The organism is Veillonella sp. R32 (genome assembly GCF_010093125.1).
Classification (GTDB): domain Bacteria; phylum Bacillota; class Negativicutes; order Veillonellales; family Veillonellaceae; genus Veillonella_A.
Map to the genome: position 1 here is coordinate 21,184 of NZ_NMZQ01000001.1, position 21,718 is coordinate 42,901.

The 21,718-nt window shown below is 42.1% G+C and carries 20 protein-coding genes; 17 read left to right on the forward strand and 3 right to left on the reverse strand.

What is annotated here, in order from left to right; translation table 11 throughout:
• Positions 1–4 precede the first annotated feature (4 nt).
• From VER_RS00085 to VER_RS00135, 11 genes are all read left to right on the forward strand, one after another.
• Positions 5–643, forward strand: a complete 639-nt coding sequence (locus VER_RS00085; RefSeq protein ID WP_162098861.1) for a hypothetical protein — start codon at positions 5–7, stop codon at positions 641–643.
• Between the two features lie 33 nt (positions 644–676).
• Positions 677–1,093 carry a DoxX family protein gene (locus tag VER_RS00090; RefSeq protein WP_162098862.1) on the forward strand — a complete coding sequence of 139 codons (417 nt, stop codon included), beginning with the start codon at positions 677–679 and terminating at the stop codon, positions 1,091–1,093.
• Positions 1,094–1,282: 189 nt separating this feature from the next.
• Complete coding sequence (hemE, locus tag VER_RS00095) at positions 1,283–2,311, forward strand: uroporphyrinogen decarboxylase (RefSeq protein ID WP_162098863.1); 1,029 nt, start codon at positions 1,283–1,285, stop codon at positions 2,309–2,311.
• Between the two features lie 10 nt (positions 2,312–2,321).
• The gene (gene hemH, locus VER_RS00100) at positions 2,322–3,245 is read left to right on the forward strand and encodes a ferrochelatase (protein ID WP_162098864.1); all 924 of its coding nucleotides are present in this window, start codon (positions 2,322–2,324) and stop codon (positions 3,243–3,245) included.
• A complete protein-coding gene (hemG, locus tag VER_RS00105; RefSeq protein WP_162098865.1) occupies positions 3,242–4,615 on the forward strand; it encodes a protoporphyrinogen oxidase in 1,374 nt (457 codons plus the stop codon). Before hemH ends, hemG begins: the two co-directional genes overlap by 4 nt.
• A 91-nt stretch (positions 4,616–4,706) precedes the next feature.
• Entirely contained in the window at positions 4,707–5,498 is a 792-nt protein-coding gene (gene hemQ, locus VER_RS00110) for a hydrogen peroxide-dependent heme synthase (RefSeq protein ID WP_162098866.1), read from the forward strand.
• Positions 5,499–5,589: 91 nt separating this feature from the next.
• Positions 5,590–6,726 (forward strand): AI-2E family transporter, encoded by a 1,137-nt coding sequence (locus VER_RS00115; RefSeq protein WP_162098867.1) that lies wholly within the window; start codon positions 5,590–5,592, stop codon positions 6,724–6,726.
• A gap of 163 nt (positions 6,727–6,889) precedes the next feature.
• Positions 6,890–7,516, forward strand: a complete 627-nt coding sequence (locus tag VER_RS00120; protein ID WP_162098868.1) for a PepSY domain-containing protein — start codon at positions 6,890–6,892, stop codon at positions 7,514–7,516.
• Positions 7,517–7,638: 122 nt separating this feature from the next.
• Positions 7,639–11,382: a thiol reductant ABC exporter subunit CydD gene (cydD, locus tag VER_RS00125; protein WP_162098869.1), complete on the forward strand. Its 3,744-nt coding sequence runs from the start codon at positions 7,639–7,641 to the stop codon at positions 11,380–11,382.
• Positions 11,383–11,459: 77 nt separating this feature from the next.
• Positions 11,460–12,644, forward strand: coding sequence for a hypothetical protein (locus VER_RS00130; RefSeq protein ID WP_162098870.1), 1,185 nt, complete (start codon positions 11,460–11,462; stop codon positions 12,642–12,644).
• A gap of 51 nt (positions 12,645–12,695) precedes the next feature.
• Entirely contained in the window at positions 12,696–12,839 is a 144-nt protein-coding gene (locus tag VER_RS00135; RefSeq protein WP_162098871.1) for a YvrJ family protein, read from the forward strand.
• A 158-nt stretch (positions 12,840–12,997) separates the two neighbouring features.
• Here VER_RS00135 and VER_RS00140 read toward each other — a convergent pair whose 3' ends face one another.
• The 3 genes from VER_RS00140 to VER_RS00150 form a co-directional block, all read right to left on the reverse strand.
• On the reverse strand, positions 12,998–13,507 hold the full coding sequence (locus VER_RS00140; protein WP_162098872.1) for a DUF805 domain-containing protein: 510 nt from the start codon (positions 13,505–13,507) through the stop codon (positions 12,998–13,000).
• A gap of 238 nt (positions 13,508–13,745) precedes the next feature.
• Entirely contained in the window at positions 13,746–14,258 is a 513-nt protein-coding gene (locus VER_RS00145; protein ID WP_162098873.1) for an ECF transporter S component, read from the reverse strand.
• A 16-nt stretch (positions 14,259–14,274) separates the two neighbouring features.
• Positions 14,275–15,114: a pyridoxamine kinase gene (locus VER_RS00150; protein ID WP_162098874.1), complete on the reverse strand. Its 840-nt coding sequence runs from the start codon at positions 15,112–15,114 to the stop codon at positions 14,275–14,277.
• A gap of 262 nt (positions 15,115–15,376) precedes the next feature.
• Between VER_RS00150 and VER_RS00155 the strand changes: the two genes are divergently transcribed.
• The 6 genes from VER_RS00155 to VER_RS00180 are packed head-to-tail and all read left to right on the forward strand — an operon-like array spanning position 15,377 to position 21,711.
• The gene (locus tag VER_RS00155) at positions 15,377–16,309 is read left to right on the forward strand and encodes an ABC transporter permease (protein WP_162098875.1); all 933 of its coding nucleotides are present in this window, start codon (positions 15,377–15,379) and stop codon (positions 16,307–16,309) included.
• Positions 16,306–17,211, forward strand: a complete 906-nt coding sequence (locus VER_RS00160; protein ID WP_162098876.1) for an ABC transporter permease — start codon at positions 16,306–16,308, stop codon at positions 17,209–17,211. Before VER_RS00155 ends, VER_RS00160 begins: the two co-directional genes overlap by 4 nt.
• Positions 17,208–18,278 carry an ABC transporter ATP-binding protein gene (locus VER_RS00165; protein WP_238390098.1) on the forward strand — a complete coding sequence of 357 codons (1,071 nt, stop codon included), beginning with the start codon at positions 17,208–17,210 and terminating at the stop codon, positions 18,276–18,278. The genes VER_RS00160 and VER_RS00165 overlap by 4 nt, the downstream gene beginning before the upstream one ends.
• Entirely contained in the window at positions 18,275–19,234 is a 960-nt protein-coding gene (locus tag VER_RS00170) for an ABC transporter ATP-binding protein (protein ID WP_162098877.1), read from the forward strand. Before VER_RS00165 ends, VER_RS00170 begins: the two co-directional genes overlap by 4 nt.
• A 38-nt stretch (positions 19,235–19,272) precedes the next feature.
• On the forward strand, positions 19,273–20,091 hold the full coding sequence (locus tag VER_RS00175; protein WP_162098878.1) for a serine hydrolase: 819 nt from the start codon (positions 19,273–19,275) through the stop codon (positions 20,089–20,091).
• 21 nt (positions 20,092–20,112) lie between these two features.
• Positions 20,113–21,711 (forward strand): peptide ABC transporter substrate-binding protein, encoded by a 1,599-nt coding sequence (locus tag VER_RS00180; RefSeq protein ID WP_162098879.1) that lies wholly within the window; start codon positions 20,113–20,115, stop codon positions 21,709–21,711.
• Positions 21,712–21,718 lie beyond the last annotated feature (7 nt).

Here is a 21,718-nt window from a genome sequence, read left to right on the forward strand (position 1 = left end):
GTCCATGAAAGCAAGCACTTGGTGTGCTACGTTGGCATTGGCGCTAGCGGTGAGTGTTACTAGCTTAGCTAGTGCCGCTACGCCAGCTACGGTAGCCATTAAAGATATTAAAGTACCAAATAATGTAACCTTATTGGCTGGTTCTCAAAAAGCCTTATTTACTGATAGCCAAGATTTTAAACAATTTTTATTAGATAAAGGTGTTTTAAGTGCTGATGTATATCAGTTGCGCTATAAGGTGGATAATGTGTTTTCCTATGGCTTAGTAGCCGATGTTCGTTTTGGCGAACAAGGTTTGCGTAACTTAGGGATTGATAGTAAAATGCCTGTTATTTCCTTGAAGAAAAAACAGGCCACCCCATCTTCGTTGCCAGAATTAGCGGCTGTAATTAATGCAGGTGGCATGAATACAGTGCAGACTTATCGTGTAGTAGAGCCATTAACCGTTCAGAAAAATGGTACTTATGTTGGCACATTGCGTTTTGATAATCCTGTAGGCGATGTGATTTATTCGGAAACCTTACACATTGTATTGTATGATAATGTGTATTTTGGACCATCGGCACGAATCATTGCTTTAAATAGTGCTGATGATGATACTTTATGGCCTTTAGTGAATGGCTTTGCCAAGGTCATTAAATAGTTTCATATTGAATGAGGAGTTTGAAGAGTATATATGAATTTTTTGTTTCATAATTTATTCCGTCATCAAGATTTAGGCTTATTGTTTTATCGCATTGTTTTTGGCCTATCTATGATGGCACATGGATATTTTAAATTTGCTGGCGGGGAACAAACCTTGTACAATATTGGTCATACTATGGCACAATTTGGTGTGCCTGATGGCTTTTTGTTATTAGGTATGGCGGCAGCGGCGGCTGAATTGCTAGGTGGTTTTTTAATCATTTTAGGCTTTTTGACTCGCTTAGGGGCTTTGCTTATAGCCTTTACGTTGTTGATTGCTACCTATGCAGCCTTAGGTGGTGGGTTCTTTAAATGGGATTACCCATCACAAATGATGTTTGGCGCGATTATGCTGTTTATTGCTGGCCCAGGTCGTTATAGCGTGGATAGTGCTTTTGCACGGCGGTAAATCCTTAAAAGGACATTACACTTATTGGTGTGGTGTCCTTTTTATATAGGCGAGGGTAGAAACGTTTACGTTTAATTAATATAAAATAAGGGTATAAATTTATGAAATTCATGGAAAAAAGTTTTCATTTGTCACTAGAAATGGTAAGATTAAGTATATACTTAGAACTAGTAGAAAGAAGACTATCTCATGAATATGACATATTTACAAACAATCCGCGGGGAGGAAACAACTCACTGCCCTGTATGGTTTATGCGACAAGCTGGTCGCAGTCAAGCAGAATATCGCCGTATTAAGGAAAAATACTCCTTGTTCGAGATTACTCAACAGCCGGAATTGTGTGCTTATATTACACGTTTACCGGTGGAAGAATATAATGTAGATGCAGCTATTCTATATAAAGATATTATGACGCCTTTAGTGCCGATTGGGGTTGATGTAGAGTTAAAACCGGGCATTGGTCCTGTTATTGGCAATCCTATTCGCACTGCGGCGGATATTGCTGCCTTGCGTGCGTTAGATATGGCTGAATCCTTACCTCATGTGTTAGAAACGATTCGCCTTTTAACAGAGGAACAATTGGAAGTGCCACTTATTGGATTTGGTGGCGCTCCCTTTACGTTAGCCAGTTATATGTTAGAAGGAGGTCCTTCTAAAACCTATCAGAAGACACGGCAGATGTTGGTGGCTCGCCCTGATTTATGGGATGCTTTGATGGCCAAATTGACGGCCATGAGTATTGTCTACTTAGGCGCTCAAATTGAAGCGGGCGCAAGTGCTATCCAAATTTTTGATTCTTGGGTAGGCGCGGTGAGTGCCCGTGAGTATGAGGCTCGCATTTATCCATTTATGAAAGACTTAATTACATCGCTAAAGGCACAATATCCGACGACGCCTATTACCATGTTTGGTGTTGGTACGTATCATTTATTGCCTTTATGGCGTACGCTATCACTTGATGTGATTGGCCTTGACTGGCGTTGTTCTATTGAAGAAGCACAGGCTATGGGTATTACGCAAGCGGTGCAAGGTAATTTAGATCCTGCGTATTTATTTGCTGATTGGACTACTATTCAACGTGAAATTGATCGCATTTTAGCGGCTGGCAAAGCTCATGGTAAACATATTTTTAATTTGGGTCATGGTGTTGTGCCAGAAGCGAATCCAGAAGTACTCAAACGAATTGTAACGTATGTGCATGAAGTAACGAGTTGCTAGTGGGGGCGCGATGAAACAAAAGATTGGTTTATTAGTAATGGCGTATGGTACGCCTGAAACAGAAGCAGATTTGATGCCGTATTATACGAGTATTCGTCGTGGCTATGCGCCGACAGAGGCTGAAGTAGCTGTTTTGAAACAACGTTATGATGCGATTGGTGGTTTATCTCCTTTGGCGGCGATAACGAAAGGGCAGGCCGAATTATTAGCTAAACAGCTGAATGAAGCGAGTGATAGTATAGAATATGAATTGTTTATTGGTCATAAACATATGGCTCCTTTTATCGAAGATGCAGTAACCGCTATGCATGAAGCGGGGTTGACTGAAGCGGTAGCGATTGTTATGGCCCCTTATTTTTCCATGTTTGCCACGGCTTCTTATTTTGAACGAGCGAAACGTCGTGCCGCCCGTTATGGTATGACGATTGGTGAAGTGACTGCTTGGAATGAGGAACCAGAATTTTTAGCTTACTGGAGCCGTGCCTTACAAGCTACGCTAGAAACGGTAAAGGAATCGAAAGTAGGCGTTATTTTTACAGCTCATAGCTTGCCCTATCATGTTATTCATATGGGGGATACGTATCCGCAAATGGTAGAAGCAACAGCTCAGCGCATTGCGGCGGAAGTAGGCCTTACGGAGTATGCTATGGCGTGGCAAAGTGCGGGCGTTCGTGGTGATTGGTTGACACCCGATGTGGCAGAAGTAACGCGTCAAGTGGCGCAGCACGTAGAAGCTATTGTCTATGTGCCCATAGGTTTTGTTTGTGATCACTTAGAAATACTCTATGATAATGATATAGCGTGTAAAGCGCTTTGCGAGGAATTAAATGTAATGTATCAACGGGTACCGATGCCGAATACAGATGCTGTATTTGTGAAAGCAATGGCCCAAGCGGTACGACGTTTACCAATAAAAGACGAGGTGAAAGCATGAGTCGAGTAGCTGTGATTGGCGGTGGTTTGACCGGGCTTACAGCGGCCTATTATTTAAGTCAAGCCAAGCCAGACTGGCAAATTGATGTATTTGAACAAGAAGACCGATTTGGTGGTAAAATTAAAACTAAGCGTGTTGACGGGTATGTAGTGGAAGTAGGGCCGGACTCGTATTTAGCTCGTAAACAAGCGATGACCGACTTAATTACTGAATTGGGTTTAGGTGATACGATTGTAACGAATGCAACGGGGCAAGCCTTTATCTATGATCGCGGTGCTATGCATCCTCTGCCAGGCGGCGCGATTGTAGGGATTCCTACGGAGTTTGTGCCATTTGCCAAGTCTACTTTATTATCTTGGTCTGGTAAAATTCGTGCTATGCAAGACTATTTTAAAAGTCCATATCCTACTGACGGGGATGTGTCTATTGGTGATTTTTTCAAATATCACTTAGGCCAAGAAATGATGGATAAGTTGATAGAGCCTTTATTATCTGGCATTTATGGTGGGGATATTTATGAATTAAGCCTAGATGCCACCTTCCCTGAGTTTCATAGTTTGGAACGAAAACATGGCAATATGGTTAAAGGCATGTTAGCAGCACGTAAACAGCGGGCTAGTAGCCATATTAAACCAAGCGGACAGTTCCGCCAGCTAACAGGTGGTTTAGAGTCGATTATTGATGCTCTAGTTGGTCAAATGCCAGCGAATGTAACGCTTCATAAGAGCACGCCTGTTACGGCTATTGAGAAGGTAGCTCAAGGCTATGTATTGGGGGGCACGGTGAAAAGTCCTTATAATGATGTGATTATTACGACGCCACCACAAAGTTATAAAGCGTGGTTTCAAGAGGATCCTCATTTTGAAGAGCTTATGCATATGGACTTATCTTCTTGTGCCATAGCGGTTATGGGTTTTGATCGAGCTAGCTTTGATGCTTCCTTAGATGGAACCGGCTTCGTAATTACCCGTAAAAGTGAAACGCCTTTGACGGCTTGTACCTATATTACGGCTAAATGGCCACAGACGACGCCACAGGATAAAGTGGTTTTACGTGTGTTTATGGGGAAACCAGGGGATGACACGGTACAACGTCTTGATGAGGAAGCCCTTAAAGAATTAGCTATTCGTGAGATTCAGCGTATTATGAAATTTACAGCTACGCCGATTTGGGTGGAGTTAACAAGACTTAATAAGAGTATGCCGCAGTATAAGGTAGGCCATCGTGAGTTAGTGGGCCGGTTGAAAGATTATGCTCATAAAGCGTATCCAGGTCTTCATATGATTGGCACGCCTTTTGATGGGGTTGGCATGCCTGACGGTGTACGGCAAGCTCATGAATTAGTACAACATATGGTGAATGAACAGTAATCATTACGCTAACAATAGCTGTTATATTTAATGTAACGATTTAATGTAACTAGTAAATACATATTACAAGTTTTAAAAGGAGGAATTTATAATGAGTGAACAACACATGGGCCATCCTGGTCATCACGGTCACGGCGATGCCGCTAGTATTGATGAAAAAGCAGTGCTTACTTATGAAGGTTGGTTTAGTATCCATGCTACCTACAAAATTAATTTTGAAAAGTGGCAGTCTTGGGATACGGAACGTCAGTTAAAGGCGTTGGCTGAATTTAAAGCCTTCATTGTGACTCTTGAAGAAGGTCATCAAGCGGAAACGTCTAGTTATGCGTTATATAATGTAGCTGGTGGCAAAGGGGATATTTTAATTTGGTTCTTGCAACCAACGTTGGAAGACGTAACGGCTAAAGAAATCGCTCTTCGTAAACTAGCTATTGGCGCCGTTTTAGAACCAACCGTTTCCTTTGTGTCCGTTATTGAAGTAAGTAATTACATGAAAACGGATATTAATCATCCAAAAGTACAGGCTCGTTTGTATCCACATATTCCTCGTTTAAAATATATGTGCTTCTATCCTATGAGCAAACGTCGTAATTTGGAAGATAACTGGTACATGACTGATCGTGCTGAAAGAGGTCGTATGATGCGTTCTCATGGCCAAATCGGTAAGAAATACGAAGAAACGATTAAAGAATTTACTACCGGTGCTTGTGGCTTAGACGATTGGGAATGGGGCATTACCCTTATGTCGGATGATGCGGTACAATTCAAAAAGATTGTCAATGAAATGCGTTTTGATGAAGTAAGTGCTCGCTTTGGTTTATTTGGACCATTTACGGTAGGTACCTTACTTGATGAAGAACGATTACAAGCTTTATTTGCTTAGTTTATGCTGATTAAGTGGCTGTTTATTTTAGGTGTATGACTATTTCGTTTTTACTTTAATAATTAAATATACTGTGTAAGGAAAGAGAGCAATGAGCTTTTTTAAGGAATATAAGTCGATTATTAGCCTTATCATTTTAGGGGGCTTAGTATTTTTATTTACCATTAAATTTGACTCTGTGTTGGAATCGTTCCGTATGGGGATGGATGCGATTATGCCACTCATTTGGGGGATTTTAATCGCCTTCGTGCTAAACATTATTGTGAAACGGTTTGAACGTATTTATTTCCCCACTAAAGTGAGCGGGTGGCAACACACAACTCGCCGTCCTGTTTGCGTGGTGCTCGCCATTTTGACTGTTTTATTAGCTATATTTCTAGTGGGCCGTATGGCAATCCCTCAATTGGTTCATTCCTTAGGGATTATCGTACAGGCGTTGCCTGATTTGTACAATGAATCTTCTCAATGGGTGGATCAATTTATTAATAATACACCGTACTTATCTACATCCGGTGTTATGAATTCCATTTCTTCTGATAATGTAGTAGAACAATTGCGACAGGTTGGCGCTGATAGTGGTCGCTACATTGTGAAAACTATGAGTGACACTGTAGAGATGGTCTTTAACTTTGTTATTGGCCTTATCTTTGCTATTTATGTGTTACTTGATAAAGAAGTGTTGCGTCGTCAATTAGGCCGTATGGCGCGTGCTTATGGTAAAGAGCATCGCATCAAGGGCTTTGTTCATGTATGGCGCGTAACGAGCCAAGTGTTCAGTAGCTTTTTTATTGGTCAATTTTTAGATGCCCTTATTTTAGGCATTATGGTAGGCATCGGTTTGTGGTGCTTCTCCGTACCTTATGCCACAACCATTGGTTGTGTTATTGGGCTTACGGCGTTGGTGCCTTTATTAGGGGCCTATATTGGTGGTTTAATGGGTCTTATTATGCTTTTATCGGTGAGTATGATGGATGCGTTAATCTTCCTCATTGTGTTGGTAGTGATGCAACAGATTGAGGGGAATGTGATTTATCCCCGCATCGTAGGTGGCTCAGTGGGGCTACCAGGAATTTGGGTATTTGCAGCCATTACGATTGGTGGTACTTTGTATGGTGTACCTGGCATTTTATTAAGCGTACCGTTAGCCGCTACCATTTATAAACTAATTAAAGAAGACGTGGATAAACGTCTTGAACATAAAATGGAAGACTCCGTAGCCGAGAAATAAGTCGGTGAAAGAGAACTGAAATGGTCCCTGAAATATCAGGGCGTAGCTTGGTAAGATTTTACGATATAGATGAGAGAAACTTTTGTTTGAAATTGAGTTTTCATAAGAGTCTATGGTATACTTAAAGAATAATAATGTACAGACAAGTCCAGGAGGTTATTATATGAAGAAGAAGTCTTTGGCTAGTGTGCTAGCTGGTGCTTTGGCAGTCAGTGCAGTAGCGGTAGCATTACCACAAACGGCTGTAGCTGCTGATGTAAATCCTACGTTACGTATTGAAGGTCCTAATCAGTCTATGATTTTGACAATGCGTCAGGTAGCAGGTATCTTTTTAGCGAAATATCCAAACTCTGCGGTTCATTCGATTACGTTGAAACCAGATCGTGGTCGTTTTGCTTATGAAGTAACTGGCTACACGTTGAAAAATACGTATAAAATTTCGGTAGATGTTATCACTTCTAAAATCCTAAAAGAAGAAATAGATGGTAAAGAAAAAGATATTCCAAGCAAAGTGTTCAATCCATTAAATGTAATCGAACCAAAACAAGCAGAAGCAGTAGCAGTTGCTAATATTGGTGGCGATGCGATTAGTAAAGGTTGGAAACTAGAAGCAGAAGAAAATAAAGTAAAATATGAAGTTACTATTTATCATACGGATGACAAACAAGGTCTTGTAGAACAAGATGTTCTTATTGACGCGGCTACTGGTAATGTGATTACTAAGACATTGCCTAAGAAGGTTGAAATCCCTGATGAAAATGATGACGGCTTTGTGCTTTGGGGTAATTAAGAATTAAGTTAACTGCTTTGGGCAGTGATTGTATGCCCAATAGGCTTACATAGTCGTATTGGGACGGGTTGGAAATGCACATTGTACAATGTGCATTTCCTTTTTTATAGTAGGAGGCTTCCGTGATAGTCAAAACCGCTCGCGAAGAGTTACTTCGCTTTAAGGGAAAGGCTATAGGTTTAGGGATTTTTAGTTTGCTAGGAACATTGGGCATTGTAGGGCAGGCCTGGTTCTTTGCAGTATTAATTGAAAAAACATTTTTTGAAGGCCAGTCGTTGACGGCGGTGTGGGGGACGCTTAGTTGCTTGTTGGGCGCAATTATGCTTCGCATGGTGGCTACGTATTGTCAAGAACGAACTGCAGGACGTTTGGTTGTATTAGCTAAACAAGATTTACGTCAAAAGATTTGGCATCATTTATTAGCCTTAGGGCCGTTTACGGGTGAACGCCATGGTGATGTAGTACATTTGATGACGGATGGCTTAGAAAGCGTAGAGGCTTATATTGCTCGTTATGTGCCACAAATGCTCTACGCGATGATGATTCCGCTGGTTATGGCCATTGCCATTATTGATGCGGCGCCTTGGGTAGCTATTATTTTATTAATTACATTTCCATTAATTCCTTTCTTTATGATTTTGATTGGCAAAAAAGCGGAATCTATGAATAAGGAACAATGGGAGCGCATGAGCTTTTTAAGCGGCCATTTCCTTGATGTGCTTCAAGGGATTGCTACACTTAAGTTATTTGGCCGCTCGGAAGAACAAGTAGAGGTCATTGCTCGTTTATCAGCCGAGTTTAGAGATTCTACGTTACGCGTGTTGCGAGTCGCTTTTTTGTCAGCTTTAGTTCTTGAATTAGTTAGCACCATTAGTACGGCTCTTATTGCTGTCTATATGGGGATGGCCTTACTCTATGGACATGAAACGTTTTTACCGGCTTTCTTTGTGCTTCTACTGGCGCCAGAATTTTATGCCCCTTTACGACAATTAGGGGCTGCGTTCCATACGGGCATGGCGGGCCAGGTAAGTTTAGCTAAAATTGATGATTTCTTGGCACTGCCTATTGAAGAACCGCCGTCTGGTCATTTACAGCCTAAGGTATCTATTGAGAGCATTGATTTTAAAGATGTATCCTATGCTTATGGGCAAGCTGATTCTGTAGGTGCGAAAACGGTATGGGCTGTAGAACATATTAATTTTACTTTACGTCGTGGTGAAGTGACGATGTTGGTAGGCGGCAGTGGTGCAGGCAAGAGTACGTTAGCTCATTTATTATTGCGCCTCATGCAGCCAACGGCAGGGCAAATTATGGTGGATGGTACCAATTTGTTGGCTTTAGCCAGTGAAACTTGGCGTGATGCCGTTACCTTTGTACCACAACAACCTCATTTATTCCGGGGGACTTTACGGGAGAATATTGCCTTTGGGCAAGCTGCTTCTGAGGCAGCCATTCAAGCGGCTGTTGTTGCGGCTGAAGCAGAAACTTTCGTTAATTCCTTGCCACAAGGATTAGATACGATGATTGGTGAAGGTGGCTTAGGCCTTTCGGGCGGTCAACGACAGCGGATTGCTATTGCTAGGGCGTTCTTAAAGCAATCGCCTATTTTAGTCCTTGATGAAGTGACGGCGCATCTTGATGTAGCGACCGAACAAAGTTTAGCAACTGCGTTGCAGCGGTTAATGAAAGATAAAATTGTATTATTAATTGGTCATCGTTTGCAGACCATGCGCTGGGCTGATACTTTATTAGTATTGAAGCAAGGTCGTTTGGTGGAACAAGGTTCCTTTGAAAATTTATTGGCTCGTAATGGTTATTTTAGCGAACTCGTCCATGCTGGCTTAGGCGATACGGAAGTAGCGGATGCTGAAGCTGATCATGAAACCAATAATCGAGCCAAAAGTGAAACTAATAGTCAAGCTAATAGTGAAGTCAATATGGCCTGCAATATGGGCGTTATGACTACATCAAGTGAATCCTGTGACAGAGGCAGTTCTGTAACACAGGCTGTGACAACGGTAATACCACAAGATGTGAGAACTACAGCACCACAGGGTGTGACAACAGTAGGACCACAGGGTGTGACAGCAGTAGTACCACAGGCTGAGGGAAACACAGCCTTATCTGCAAGTACAGTTTCTACTTGGCGTTCACTCCGTCGTTTATTTGCTGTTTTAGGGCCTGCTCGCAATTCACTGTGGCTAAGTTTGTTATTTTCCTTTTTAACGGTATTTATGAATGTAGGCTTATTGACTACGTCTGCTTGGTTAATTACATCAGCGGCTTTACGTCCAGAATTAGCAGCCCTTAGTTTATCTATTGTAGGGGTGCGCTTCTTTGGGATTAGTCGTGCTGTTTGCCGTTACATAGAACGCTATGTATCGCATCACATGGCGTTTCAAGGGCTCTATGGTCTGCGGGTGTGGTTTTATAAAAAACTGGAACCTTTGATGCCCGCCGCTTTACATCGTTTAGGATCTGGTGATATTTTAGGGCGCATTATGGCCGATATTGAAACCTTACAATTTTTCTATTTGCGTGTGATTATACCGCCGGTTGGGGCTATTTTGTTGACGGCGTTAGGTTTTTATTTCTTGAGTTTTTTCAGTTATTCCTTGCTTTGGCTATTGGCACTGGCTTTCTTCTTAGGTGCTGTGGCTATCCCGTTTATGGTGTATCGTCATAATCAATTGGCTACGGAAGCGGTCCTAGCTCATCGTAGTACGATAAAAGATACGATTGTCGAAAGCTTAGCGGGGATTATGGATATTATTACTTATAAGCAAGAAATGCGTGTTACCAAATTGGTGAGTGATCAATTTGAACAATTGACGAAGGCACAACAGCGTGTGCATACGGGTACGAATTTAGGGGATACTTTATTTTTAGGTTTGACGCAGTTGACCATGGTGGCAGGGGCGATTATTATGATTCCTTGGGCACAGGGGAGCCAGCAAGCAGGCATCTTTATTGCAGTGGTGGCGATTTCGTTACAATCGTACTTTGAAGCCCTAGGGCCATTAACTATTGCCTGGTATCATGGGCGTGAAAGTTTAGCAGCTATGAAACGATTAGTTCAGTTGGCTGAACAGCCACCCGTTGTTGAGGATAGTCGTAGCGACGGTGATGTGCCATCAGGGGCCGTGGCAATTCGTTTAGAAGATGTAAATTTTGCCTATGATAGAGAGTATGTGTATCAACATATGTCTTTGCATATTAAGGCTGGTGAAAAGGTAGCTATCGTAGGGCCTAGTGGGTCTGGTAAAACTACCTTGCTTACTATGTTGGAGCGCTTCTATGACTATGAAGGCCATATCTATCTGAATGACAAAGAATTGCGGACATTACCTATAGCACGAGCTCGCGATTTTTATGGTGCTTTAACGCAAGACACCTATTTATTCCATGCTACGGTAGAGGATAATATTCGCCTAGCTAAGCCGAAGGCGACTGATGAGGAATTAGCTAAAGCACTTGACTTTGCGGCCCTTACAGCTTGGGTTAAGACATTACCACAAGGGTTAAAAACAATTATTGGCAGTGGTGGTGCTGGTGTTAGTGGGGGACAGCGACAACGAATTGCATTGGCTCGTTTGTGGCTTCGCAATAGCCCTGTACTATTGTTAGATGAACCGTTAGAAGGGTTAGATCAAGTCGTTCGCCAGGAGTTACAAAATTCCTTATATGCTCTTATGAAAGATAAGACGGTGCTTTATATTACCCATCATTTGGGTGGCTTAGAAAAGATGGATCGCATCTTATTCCTTGAAGGGGGCCGCATTGTAGAAGACGGTTCTTATGAGGCCCTTATGGCTAAACGTGGGGCTTTTTATGCATACCGCAAATTATCGATGGAAACGGTGTAAGGGTATATGGTTCAAAAATAGGACGTCTTATGGTATAATTGGAATGTTAACAACGTGCTAAATCCATAGGAGGCGTTATGAATAATCTAGTCACGCGATTATTGGAGATAGCAGAATCGATGACAGCTAGATCACGCAAGCAGACAGTGGAGACTGCTACGCCTGTGCCTGTTGAGACAACTTTGTCGACGCCTAGTGAGGTCGATTTATATGATCATCGCATTATCAATGTAGAAGAAGATGCGATTAATCGTATCCTCAAAGCACAATTGCGCAATCATTGGTTGTTTTATTCTGTTACATTTGAATTTGAAGCTAATAATAAAGTATATCTAGGGATTATTACAACCTTAGGTAACGTAATTACCATAGAATTTACAATAGAAGATTTTTGGTTTGATGATTATGCGTCGAGCTTTTCGGTGAAACTCAATATGTCTGATGTGGATATGGGTGGTTTCATTTTAAATACGATTGTTCATCTCTTAGGGAATTGGAGTTTAAGCCTTTTAGGAACCTTCTTTAATCCCTTTGAAATTGGTGATGATAGCTCTACGTTGCGTTTTGAAAAGAAGGGGATTATTCGTTTCGACTTAGCCCCAGATAGTCCGATTCGCCGTTTAATTGCTTGGCCAAATCGTTGTCCAGAAGCTAAGGGGCCTGCTATTTTAATCAATGCTCGTACGGAACAATCGGTATTGCGCTTAGAATATTATGCCTTTCGCGATGAAGTAGAAACCTACAATGTGCCAGAAGTGCCGGTAAAAACAAGTTGGGTTCGTTCTATTGATATGGCAGCGGCCTTACTGTTGCCAATTGGGGTTTGGATTAGTTTTGTTATTTTACATCACTACTTGCCAACGGAAACGATAGAATTTTCTTTTTCTACCTACTTCTTAATTTCGTTAGGTATCTTGTGCATTAGTTTTATTGTAATGAACATTCCAAGGTATATTTACATGTACTTTGATTCGCGTAAAAAATGGCAAAGTGTGTTTGTTCATAATAATATTAAGATACAAATGCGCAAACTTCAGCGACGTATTTTAATTCAGCAACAAGCATTAAAGAAAAATGGCAAAGAAGTGGATGAAAAAAGCCAGGCTAGTATTCGCGATTTATTGCTCCAGATTCGTGATAAACGTTTCTTAGCGCAGCGTTTAAAAATTGCCGATGAAGATCGAGATCGCAAACAAAAAATTAAGTTTATTATTGCGTATATTGTATGTACTTTATTAGAATGGATGTTGCTCATTCGCTAAACTTTACAACACCTCCTCGCTGGAATGTATAACAGTGAGGAGGTGTTTTTTATGGAAGCAATCTTAACAGCTACGGCAAATTACGGATTTCCTATGGTGGTGGCCGCTTATTTATTAATTCGGCTAGAACACAAAATGGATTCCTTGAGCGCATCTATTAATGAATTGGTGTTTACCTTAAAGAACTGTAAATAAAAATACCTTAGTCTAAATTTAGGTAGCATATAAAGAGAAGCCCCCCTTCTTCACGACCCGAGTTGCTTTGCAACAATGGTCGCTACAGAAGGTGGGCTTCTCTTTTTGTATGCTAAAAATCGCAGAAATTAGGCTAAAGGCCTCTCTATATATTATCTTTATCGTCTTGTTCGTTTCGCCGGCCAAATAGCAGGTGCACCATAGCGATTGGCTTTATTTGTGCCTGGAATGACTAATAGGGCTAGGTTTACAATCCAGATGATGACCATAAAGGCTGCACTGGTAGATTTAATAGGCAAGTAGGGATAGGTGAAAGCAATGAATATACACCAACAAATGCCTACTATACCATGGAGTGAAAAGTCTTGTACACGTCGTGCGTAGAGGACGTAGTAGAGCGATAGAATCACTGTATGACCTAAGAAACCTAATAGGCGGACACCCCAATAGGATACTAAAATAACCACATTATTCATTAAGGTGCTAATGAGATTGTTAAATAGGCTAACTACCAAGGTAAGACCAATGAGTCCGATTAAAAATTGGAACCGATTGAGTCGCCCTTGGAGAAGTAATATTTTAATGTTATGTACATAGCCCCAGCGTGTAATTGTAAAGGCAATCAGTCCCATTACGAAGGCTTGGCCTACATTAAATAAAATATCCATGAAATCTTCCTTTTCTTGTTCTTCAATTTTATTATTATACCACGAAATGATGATATATGACTAGAAAAAATAAGTATTAGATGAAAAAAGGGGGAGAAAAGGGGATACCTGCCATAATAAAACGGCACAGGAGGGAGAAGCTCCTGTGCCGTTTTTGAGAGATATAGGTCCTTAAAAAGGAAAGATACCGATATATAGGAATCTTATTGCATGTAGGGTTATTTCTACATACGATAGATTATTTGTGAATGACTTTACGTAGGGCCTTTACTAAGAAAAGGGCAACTATGATGCCTACGCCACTGGTTAAGAAGGTAGCTGGTAAACGACTTACGGCAGCAGCAAAGCTGTTAAGTACGTATTCCCAAGCGACAAAATATCCTAGGGCTGTCCAGACACTACCTACGAGCATAGCGAATAAAAGGCGAAGCCAAGTTGTTTCACGGGCTTTTTTAGGATTAGGACGAAACCCTACTACTAAGTAACCTACGATTAATCCGGAAATACCTTTAATCACAATGGAAAATAGGGTATAGGCGGAATGACCCATCACTAAATCGAAAAGGCCAGAACCAATGGCGCCAGCTAGACCGCCATAAAGGCCACCAAATAAAGCCGAAATAGTAAAGAGTGCAGCTGACCCTAGGTGTACCATAGCACCGGTAGGTAATGGTATTAACAAGGTAGTGGCTAAGGCACAAAGGGCCGATAGCATACCGATATAAATTACATCACGAATTGAAAATTTCAACGTTGAGGACCTCCTCTTATTTTATTAAGTTAGTTAAACGTCCTAAGAGGCGTTCAAATAGTAACCCGTCACGCATGGAACCGATTGTTTCATGTGTATATTTTACCGCATCAGTAGTGAAGTTAGCTGCAATCTTAGCACTCTCTAAGGTATCATAACCTTGCATTAGGGCGCCTGTTAATACAGCGGTGAAAATATCGCCAGTGCCATGGGCTTTAACGGGTACTAAGGTAGTGCTTACAATTTGTAAATCATCGGTTTCACCATCGTATACAGCTACTACGGCTTCGGATTGATGAGGCACGCCTGACATGATGACGTGGCGAGGACCTAAGTCGTGAAGTTCTTTACATAATTGACGAATTTTAGCTTCATCTACTGTTTCAGGTTCATAAGCATGACCTAAGAGGAAGCTCGCTTCGGTATAATTTGGTTTAATAATATGGGCATGAGCAATGAGTTTGCGCATTTCTTGCACCATTGTATCATTGTATACGGCATAGAGTTTGCCATCGTCAGCCATAGCAGGGTCTACGATAATCAGCTTGTCTTTACCAAACCGTTCAATGGCTTCGATTACAATATGAATCTGATCAGGTGATGCGAGGAAGCCACTTTGAATGGCATCAAAGGTAATATTATTTTTTTCCCAGCAATCCATGAAAGGACGAAGATGTTCAGAGAAATCTACCATTTCATAGTTTGGGTATTCTAAATGATTACATAACAAAGCGGTGGGAAAAGGTACCGCTTGAGAGCCAAAGGCACTTAACAGTGGCATTGCTACGGTTAAGGAACAACGGCCAATGGAACTCATATCTTGGATAGACAGTACAACGGGAACTGGATTTTTCATGTATAGACCTCTTTTCTTTACCATAGTATAGTTCGTGTTCGTAAGAAATGACTACACTAGGTTCTTTTGTATGAAATACATTGTAGAAAATTGTGTGTCATATGTAAATATACAGAATTTATATTTTGTATAGGACAGATGGAGCTTTGTTTATTAATGTATACAGAACACATGTGACGGTTTCTATATTCTATCATAGGAAATCACGTAGACTCGTGTATAATAGATATATACATATTATCAACTAAGGAGTGTGATTATAGTGGGGACCTATTTGCTAAAACGTTTAGTGGGCGCCATAGTGGTTATGTGGGCTATTATTACGATTACATTTATGCTCATGCATGCCATTCCTGGTGGGCCATTTACGGAAGAGAAGAAATTGCCACCACAGATTAAAGCGTCCATTGAGGCAACGTATCACCTCAATGATCCCGTGTGGCAACAGTATACCGATTATATGAAACATGTGGTGCAATTAGATTTAGGGCCTTCCTATAAATATTTAGGTCGCTCAGTCAATGATATTATTAGTGAGTCCTTTCCTGTGTCGGCTCAATTGGGGCTAGGTGCGTTGTTGTTTGCTGTGTTAGCTGGCGTGACAGCGGGTATAGGCAGTGCTTTGAAACCTAATACTTGGCTGGATTATTTAATTACTTTTGGCTCGACGCTTGGTATCTCGGTACCCACTTTCATTATTGGGGCCGTATTAGTGTATTGGCTAGGCTTTGTATGGCCTATTTTCCCAGTGGCGCTTTGGAAGGGCCCAGCTTATATGGTATTGCCTATTTTGACGTTAGGCGCACAGCCCATGGCGTTTATTGCTCGTTTAACGCGAGCCACTATGCTAGAAGTGTTGCAACAGGAATACATTAAAACGGCTAGAGCCAAGGGCCTAGCTAATAGTACGATTATTTTGAAACATGCCTTAGGCAATGCTATATTGCCAGTACTTACGTATTTAGGCCCTTTAGCAGCGGCGTTATTGACAGGTAGTTTCATTGTGGAAACTATCTTTGCTATTCCTGGTTTAGGTAAGTATTTTGTAACCTCTATTTATAATCGAGATTATACCGTTATTTTAGGGGTTACTATCTTTTATAGTGCCCTTGTGGTTGGTTTTAACTTATTAGTGGATTTAGTGTATCCTTTAGTGGATCCACGGGTAACGATGGAAGAGGAGGATGCGCCATGAGAGCTGTTGATGATTTTTTACCATTAGCCCCTACGGCGGTAGCCACTGAAACGGCGTATCGTCCGCGCCCCAATGCTTGGCAACGGCTAAAAGAAAATAAACTGGCTTTAGTGGGGCTTTTTATTATTATATGTATGCTCCTATTAGCTATTGTAGGGCCTTGGCTATCGCCCTATACCTATGCTGATCAAAATTTAGCGCAAGCTAATCAAGGGCCATCTAGTGAACACTGGTTTGGTACAGATACGCTAGGTCGTGATTTATATGTGCGCGTAGTTTATGGGGCACGCATTTCGTTAGCGGTCGGTTTTGTTGCGGCGGCTATTAATCTTGTGATTGGCGTTATTTATGGTAGTGTAGCTGGCTTTTTCGGTGGTAAAGTGGACCGCTTGATGATGGGCTTTGTAGATATTTTATATGGTATTCCTTTATTGCTCTATGTTATTTTACTCATGGTAGTGTTATCCCCTGGTTTAACTTCCATTTTTATTGCCTTAGGGATTGCTTACTGGCTTACGATGGCTCGAATTGTACGTAGCCAGATTGTTACTTTGAAAAATGAAGAATATGTATTGGCGGCGCGCTCAATGGGGGTACCGGCATGGCGTATTCTATTTCGTCATATGTTACCTAATTGTGTAGGGCCAATTATCATTACTATGACCTTAGCTATTCCTGAAGCTATTTTTACAGAAGCTTTTTTAAGTTTTATTGGTTTAGGTGTTAATGCACCGATGGCTAGTTGGGGTGTTTTGGCTGCAGAAGGCATTAATTCTATGCGGTCCTATCCGTTTCAGTTAATTGCCCCTGCTTTGGCTATAGGGATTACGATGCTTGGTTTTACGTTCTTTGGTGATGGGTTGCGCAATGCCTTAGATCCGAAAGGGGAGGTGAAACGATGACAGCTATACATAATGAACGGGGGGCCGTATCGAAGGATACAATGACTTTAGCAGTAAAGAAAGACACAACGTCTTTAGCCTTACAGAAGGAGGCAACACCGTTAGTCGTCTTAGCTAATTTAGCTGTTACGTTTCATACTTTTGCAGGACCGGTTCCAGCGGTGCGTGGTGTATCCTTAACGGTTCAGCCTGGTGAAGTTGTGGGCTTAGTAGGGGAATCGGGTTGTGGTAAGTCTGTAACGTTACAGTCTTTGATGGGTTTGTTACCTACTGATCGAGCAACAGTTACGGTAGATTCCTTGCTGGTGCAAGGTGAAGAGTGCAAACAATATAGTGAAGCACAGTGGCGACAATTACGTGGCACTACCATAGCCATGGTGTTTCAAGATCCTATGACGGCGTTAAACCCAATTTTAGCCATTGGTACTCAGTTAAAGGAATCGCTTCGTCTAGGGGCTAAACGGCATAATGAAACGATTGCTGATGAAGAAGCGGCTGCGTTAGAGTTATTAACGAAAGTAGGCATCGCCGATGCGAAGCGCCGTTTGACACAATATCCACATGAATTAAGCGGTGGAATGCGTCAACGAGTGGTTATTGCTATGGCGTTAGCAGGTCGGCCAACACTATTGCTCGCCGATGAACCGACAACGGCTTTAGATGTTACTACGGAAGCACAAATTTTATTATTATTAAAAGAGTTAGTTAAAACAGAGCATATGGGGTTGTTGATTATTTCCCATAATTTGCGAGTTATTGCACAATTATGTGATCGCATGTCAGTTATGTACGCAGGCCAAGTGGTGGAAACCGGCACGGTTGAAGATTTGTTAGGTAAGCCACAACATCCGTATTTGCAAGGTTTGTTAGGGTCTTTGCCAACGAGTGCTACGACTACGTTACAAGCCATTGGCGGCCAACCGCCCGATATGTTTAGTCTCCCTAAGGGGTGTGCGTTCCATCCGCGGTGTAAGCAAGCTATGCGCGTGTGTGCCCGTGAAATGCCGAGTCTAACTGAAGGGGTTCGTTGTTGGCTTCAAGCTGAGAAAAAGGCGGTGAACGTATGAATATTTGGGAAACCGAGAATTTAACCAAGCATTTTACCGTACGTCGTGGTCTTTTGAAGCAACATCAACAAGTGGTACACGCTTTGAACGGAGTGTCTTTGCACCAAGGCGTTGGTGAAACCTTAGGTCTTGTTGGTGAGTCGGGTTGTGGGAAATCCACCTTTGGACGTACGCTTATGGGTTTATATCCTAAGACGGCTGGTCGGGTCCTGGTGGCTGGACGTGAAATTACAGGGCCTGCTGATACAGACCATGTGCTTAGTCATATTCAGATGGTGTTTCAAGATCCCTATGCATCGTTAAATCCACGTATGACAGTGCGACAAAGCTTATTAGAGCCATTAACGGTACGGGCGACTACAGGGACGTCGTTAAGTGAAACTGCTAAGCAAGCTAAAGTGGATGACATTTTAGAACAAGTTGGTTTGAGTAAAGCTCAGGGGGAACGGTATCCTCATGAATTTAGCGGTGGTCAGCGACAACGCATCGGCATTGGTCGGGCGCTCATTAGTTCCCCGCAATGCATTATTTGTGATGAGCCAATTTCTGCGTTGGATGTATCTATTCAAGTACAAATAGTATCCTTATTAGAACGATTACAAGCAGAACAAGGTATTAGCTATGTCTTTATTTCTCATGATTTGAATATGGTTCGCTATGTGAGCCAACGGATTGCCGTTATGTATTTAGGGGGTGTTGTAGAAGAAGGGCCTACTCAGGCTGTCTATGAAACGCCTTTACACCCATATACGCAAGCGTTAATTAAGTTAAATGCGCCGTTAGCCCCACATATGACGATTGGTCCGGTACTAACTGGCGAAGTGCCTAGTCCTTTAGCAGACCTATGGGGATGTCCATTTGCTTCGCGTTGTCCAGAGAAAATAGCGCAGTGTGAAGAAGCTAAACCACCATTAGTTGTCCGTGGTGAGCAAAAGGTAGCTTGTTGGCGACGCTAGGGTATGAAGCATAGAAATGAGAAAGTAGGCAAAGGAATATGGAAAAAATACTAGCCGGTAAAGGCTTAGAAATCGCATTAAATGCATGTATTGACCAATGGGCGCCTAAAGGGCGTATTTCCTATTTGGTAGCTCGTTTGGATGATGAATTGCCTATGGCTGAAATTGCAGGTCGAGGGATAACAACTGTTCATGCCAGTGCAAGCATGATTAAAGTGCTGATTATGGCTACTTTGTTTAGCAAGGCGATGGCAGGCACTTTAAATTTACAAGATACGGTGGGGTTACGGAATGTACCGCGCGTGTGGGGCGGTGGTGCTTTGCAGGAGTTAGATGTGCATCATCGTTTTACCTATTTAGAGCTGTGCCGTCTTATGATGGTGCTTAGCGATAATTGGGCAACCAATCTTTTAATTCATCATCTGGGTATGGAGACTATCAATGAATTTGCTCAGTCTTTAGGCTTAAAGGAAACAAAGCTATTACGGTATATGATGGACGCGGAGGCGCGTGCTCAAGGGCGGGAAAATGTGATGACCGTGCTAGATTTAATGATTCTTTATGAATATATTTATCGCTGCCGTGAAACGGGGCCGTTAGGACATGAAATGTGGCAGTTGTTAGGACGACAGCAATTTCGTGATAAATTGCCCTTTTATTGGGGGGAAGAAGTCGTATTTCATCATAAAACGGGAGTGCTAGAGGATGTAGAGCACGATGGAGGTATTTTACCGTTGGTAAAAGGTACATTTGGTTTAAATGTTTTTATTTCACAGGTGCCTAATTCAGAGGGGATTCCCTTAGGGGCTAAGCTGGGAGACATTATGAAAGATTTTTTAGAAAATTCACTACCATAACAGAGGGGTAAGGAGTTGTGTATGAAACGACTAGGAATATTTGTTAGGTTATTATTAGCCATACTGACCATAGCATTGGTGGCGGGCTGTACGCGCAGTGGTGAAACGATTCCGCCCAATACATTGCGCTATGCCTTAGAACAGGAGCCGTCTACCTTGGATCCAGCTAAGTCGTCAACGTTACCAGAATCAACGGTGGAACTGGCTGTATTTGAAGGATTAACTCGGTTAAATGATAAGGACATGCCGGAACCGGCTATGGCTGAGTCTTGGACTATTTCGGCAGATGGCTTAGTATATACGTTTAAAATCCGAGCTAATGCTCAGTGGTCTGATGGTAAGCCCGTTACGGCGCAGGATTTTGAATATGCTTGGAAACGAGCTTTAAATCCAGCGGTGGCTGCTAATAATGCGTATATGCTATATGTACTAAAAAATGGCGAAGCGTATAACACGGAAAAGGCGAGTGCTGATGAAGTGGGCGTCAAAGCGATTGATGACCATACCTTGGTGGTGACGTTAGTAGCGCCAGCTCCTTATTTTTTAGGGTTAACGGCGTTTCACGCCTATTATCCGGTACGGGCCGATATTGTAGAAGCGGCGCCTGATACTTGGGCTACTAAAGCGGATACCTTGATTGGTAATGGGCCTTTTAAATTGGTAAAATGGCAACATAGTGCAGAGTTACAATTTGTTAAAAATGAGCGATATTGGGATGCTGCTAAGGTTCGTTTAGAGGCTATGGAGTGGCCCATTAGTGAATCTCAAAGCACGCGCCTAACCTTAGTCGAAGGGGGCGCTGCCGATATTATGGTGGAACCGCCGGTGGCGGACCAAGCGCGTCTTAGTGAATTGGGCCTTTTCAAAGTGGCTCCATCGCTAGGGACGTATTATTATGTATTTAATGTTACAGCGCCACCTTTTGATAATCCATTGGTGCGCAAAGCTTTTTCACTAGTGATTGACCGCAAGGTGATTGTAGATACTATCGTACATGGGGGGAAAACGCCAGCCTATGCCTTTGTACCACCAGGCCTTACTGATGAAGCTACGGGCCAGGATTTTCGCAAGGAAGGGGGCCCTTTAGTAGCTTATAATGTGGTAGAGGCGAAGCGTTTATTGCAAGACGCTGGCTATGGTCCTAATAAACCGCTACCACCAGTGACGATTTTGTATAATACGAATGAAATGCATAAAGCTATTGCTGAAGCAGTGCAGGCGATTTGGCAAAATGAAATAGGGGCTACGGTAGCTTTGCAGAATCAGGAAACTAAGGTATTTATGGCCAATCGTGAAGAAGGTCATTATCAGGTAGCACGAGCTTCTTGGATTGGTGATTATGCGGATCCACAAACCTTTTTAGATGTTTTTTCAGACGAAGCGAACGATGCCCAATATCATAGCGAAGCCTATAATGCCTTAATGGAACGGGTGCATAATACCACAAACTTGAAGGTTCGCAGTCAATTGATGCATGAAGCAGAAGCTATGATATTTGACGATTCCGTAGTACTACCTATTTATTTCACCACTACGCCCTATGTGGTGCGTGACACGATTGATGGTTTCTTCTGGTCCAGTTTAGGCACGATAGATTTTAAAGAGGCCTATCGGAAATAAAAGAGCC

Coding starts and splice junctions, on each gene's coding strand:
- VER_RS00150 (WP_162098874.1), bottom strand. CDS start 15,114: ATGAAAAATCCAGTTCCCGTTGTACTGTCTATCCAAGATATGAGTTCC.
- VER_RS00085 (WP_162098861.1), top strand. CDS start 5: ATGAAAGCAAGCACTTGGTGTGCTACGTTGGCATTGGCGCTAGCGGTG.
- VER_RS00160 (WP_162098876.1), top strand. CDS start 16,306: ATGAGAGCTGTTGATGATTTTTTACCATTAGCCCCTACGGCGGTAGCC.
- hemG (WP_162098865.1), top strand. CDS start 3,242: ATGAGTCGAGTAGCTGTGATTGGCGGTGGTTTGACCGGGCTTACAGCG.
- VER_RS00090 (WP_162098862.1), top strand. CDS start 677: ATGAATTTTTTGTTTCATAATTTATTCCGTCATCAAGATTTAGGCTTA.
- VER_RS00180 (WP_162098879.1), top strand. CDS start 20,113: ATGAAACGACTAGGAATATTTGTTAGGTTATTATTAGCCATACTGACC.
- VER_RS00115 (WP_162098867.1), top strand. CDS start 5,590: ATGAGCTTTTTTAAGGAATATAAGTCGATTATTAGCCTTATCATTTTA.
- VER_RS00130 (WP_162098870.1), top strand. CDS start 11,460: ATGAATAATCTAGTCACGCGATTATTGGAGATAGCAGAATCGATGACA.
- hemQ (WP_162098866.1), top strand. CDS start 4,707: ATGAGTGAACAACACATGGGCCATCCTGGTCATCACGGTCACGGCGAT.
- VER_RS00135 (WP_162098871.1), top strand. CDS start 12,696: ATGGAAGCAATCTTAACAGCTACGGCAAATTACGGATTTCCTATGGTG.
- VER_RS00170 (WP_162098877.1), top strand. CDS start 18,275: ATGAATATTTGGGAAACCGAGAATTTAACCAAGCATTTTACCGTACGT.
- VER_RS00175 (WP_162098878.1), top strand. CDS start 19,273: ATGGAAAAAATACTAGCCGGTAAAGGCTTAGAAATCGCATTAAATGCA.
- hemH (WP_162098864.1), top strand. CDS start 2,322: ATGAAACAAAAGATTGGTTTATTAGTAATGGCGTATGGTACGCCTGAA.
- VER_RS00140 (WP_162098872.1), bottom strand. CDS start 13,507: ATGGATATTTTATTTAATGTAGGCCAAGCCTTCGTAATGGGACTGATT.
- VER_RS00120 (WP_162098868.1), top strand. CDS start 6,890: ATGAAGAAGAAGTCTTTGGCTAGTGTGCTAGCTGGTGCTTTGGCAGTC.
- hemE (WP_162098863.1), top strand. CDS start 1,283: ATGAATATGACATATTTACAAACAATCCGCGGGGAGGAAACAACTCAC.
- VER_RS00165 (WP_238390098.1), top strand. CDS start 17,208: ATGACAGCTATACATAATGAACGGGGGGCCGTATCGAAGGATACAATG.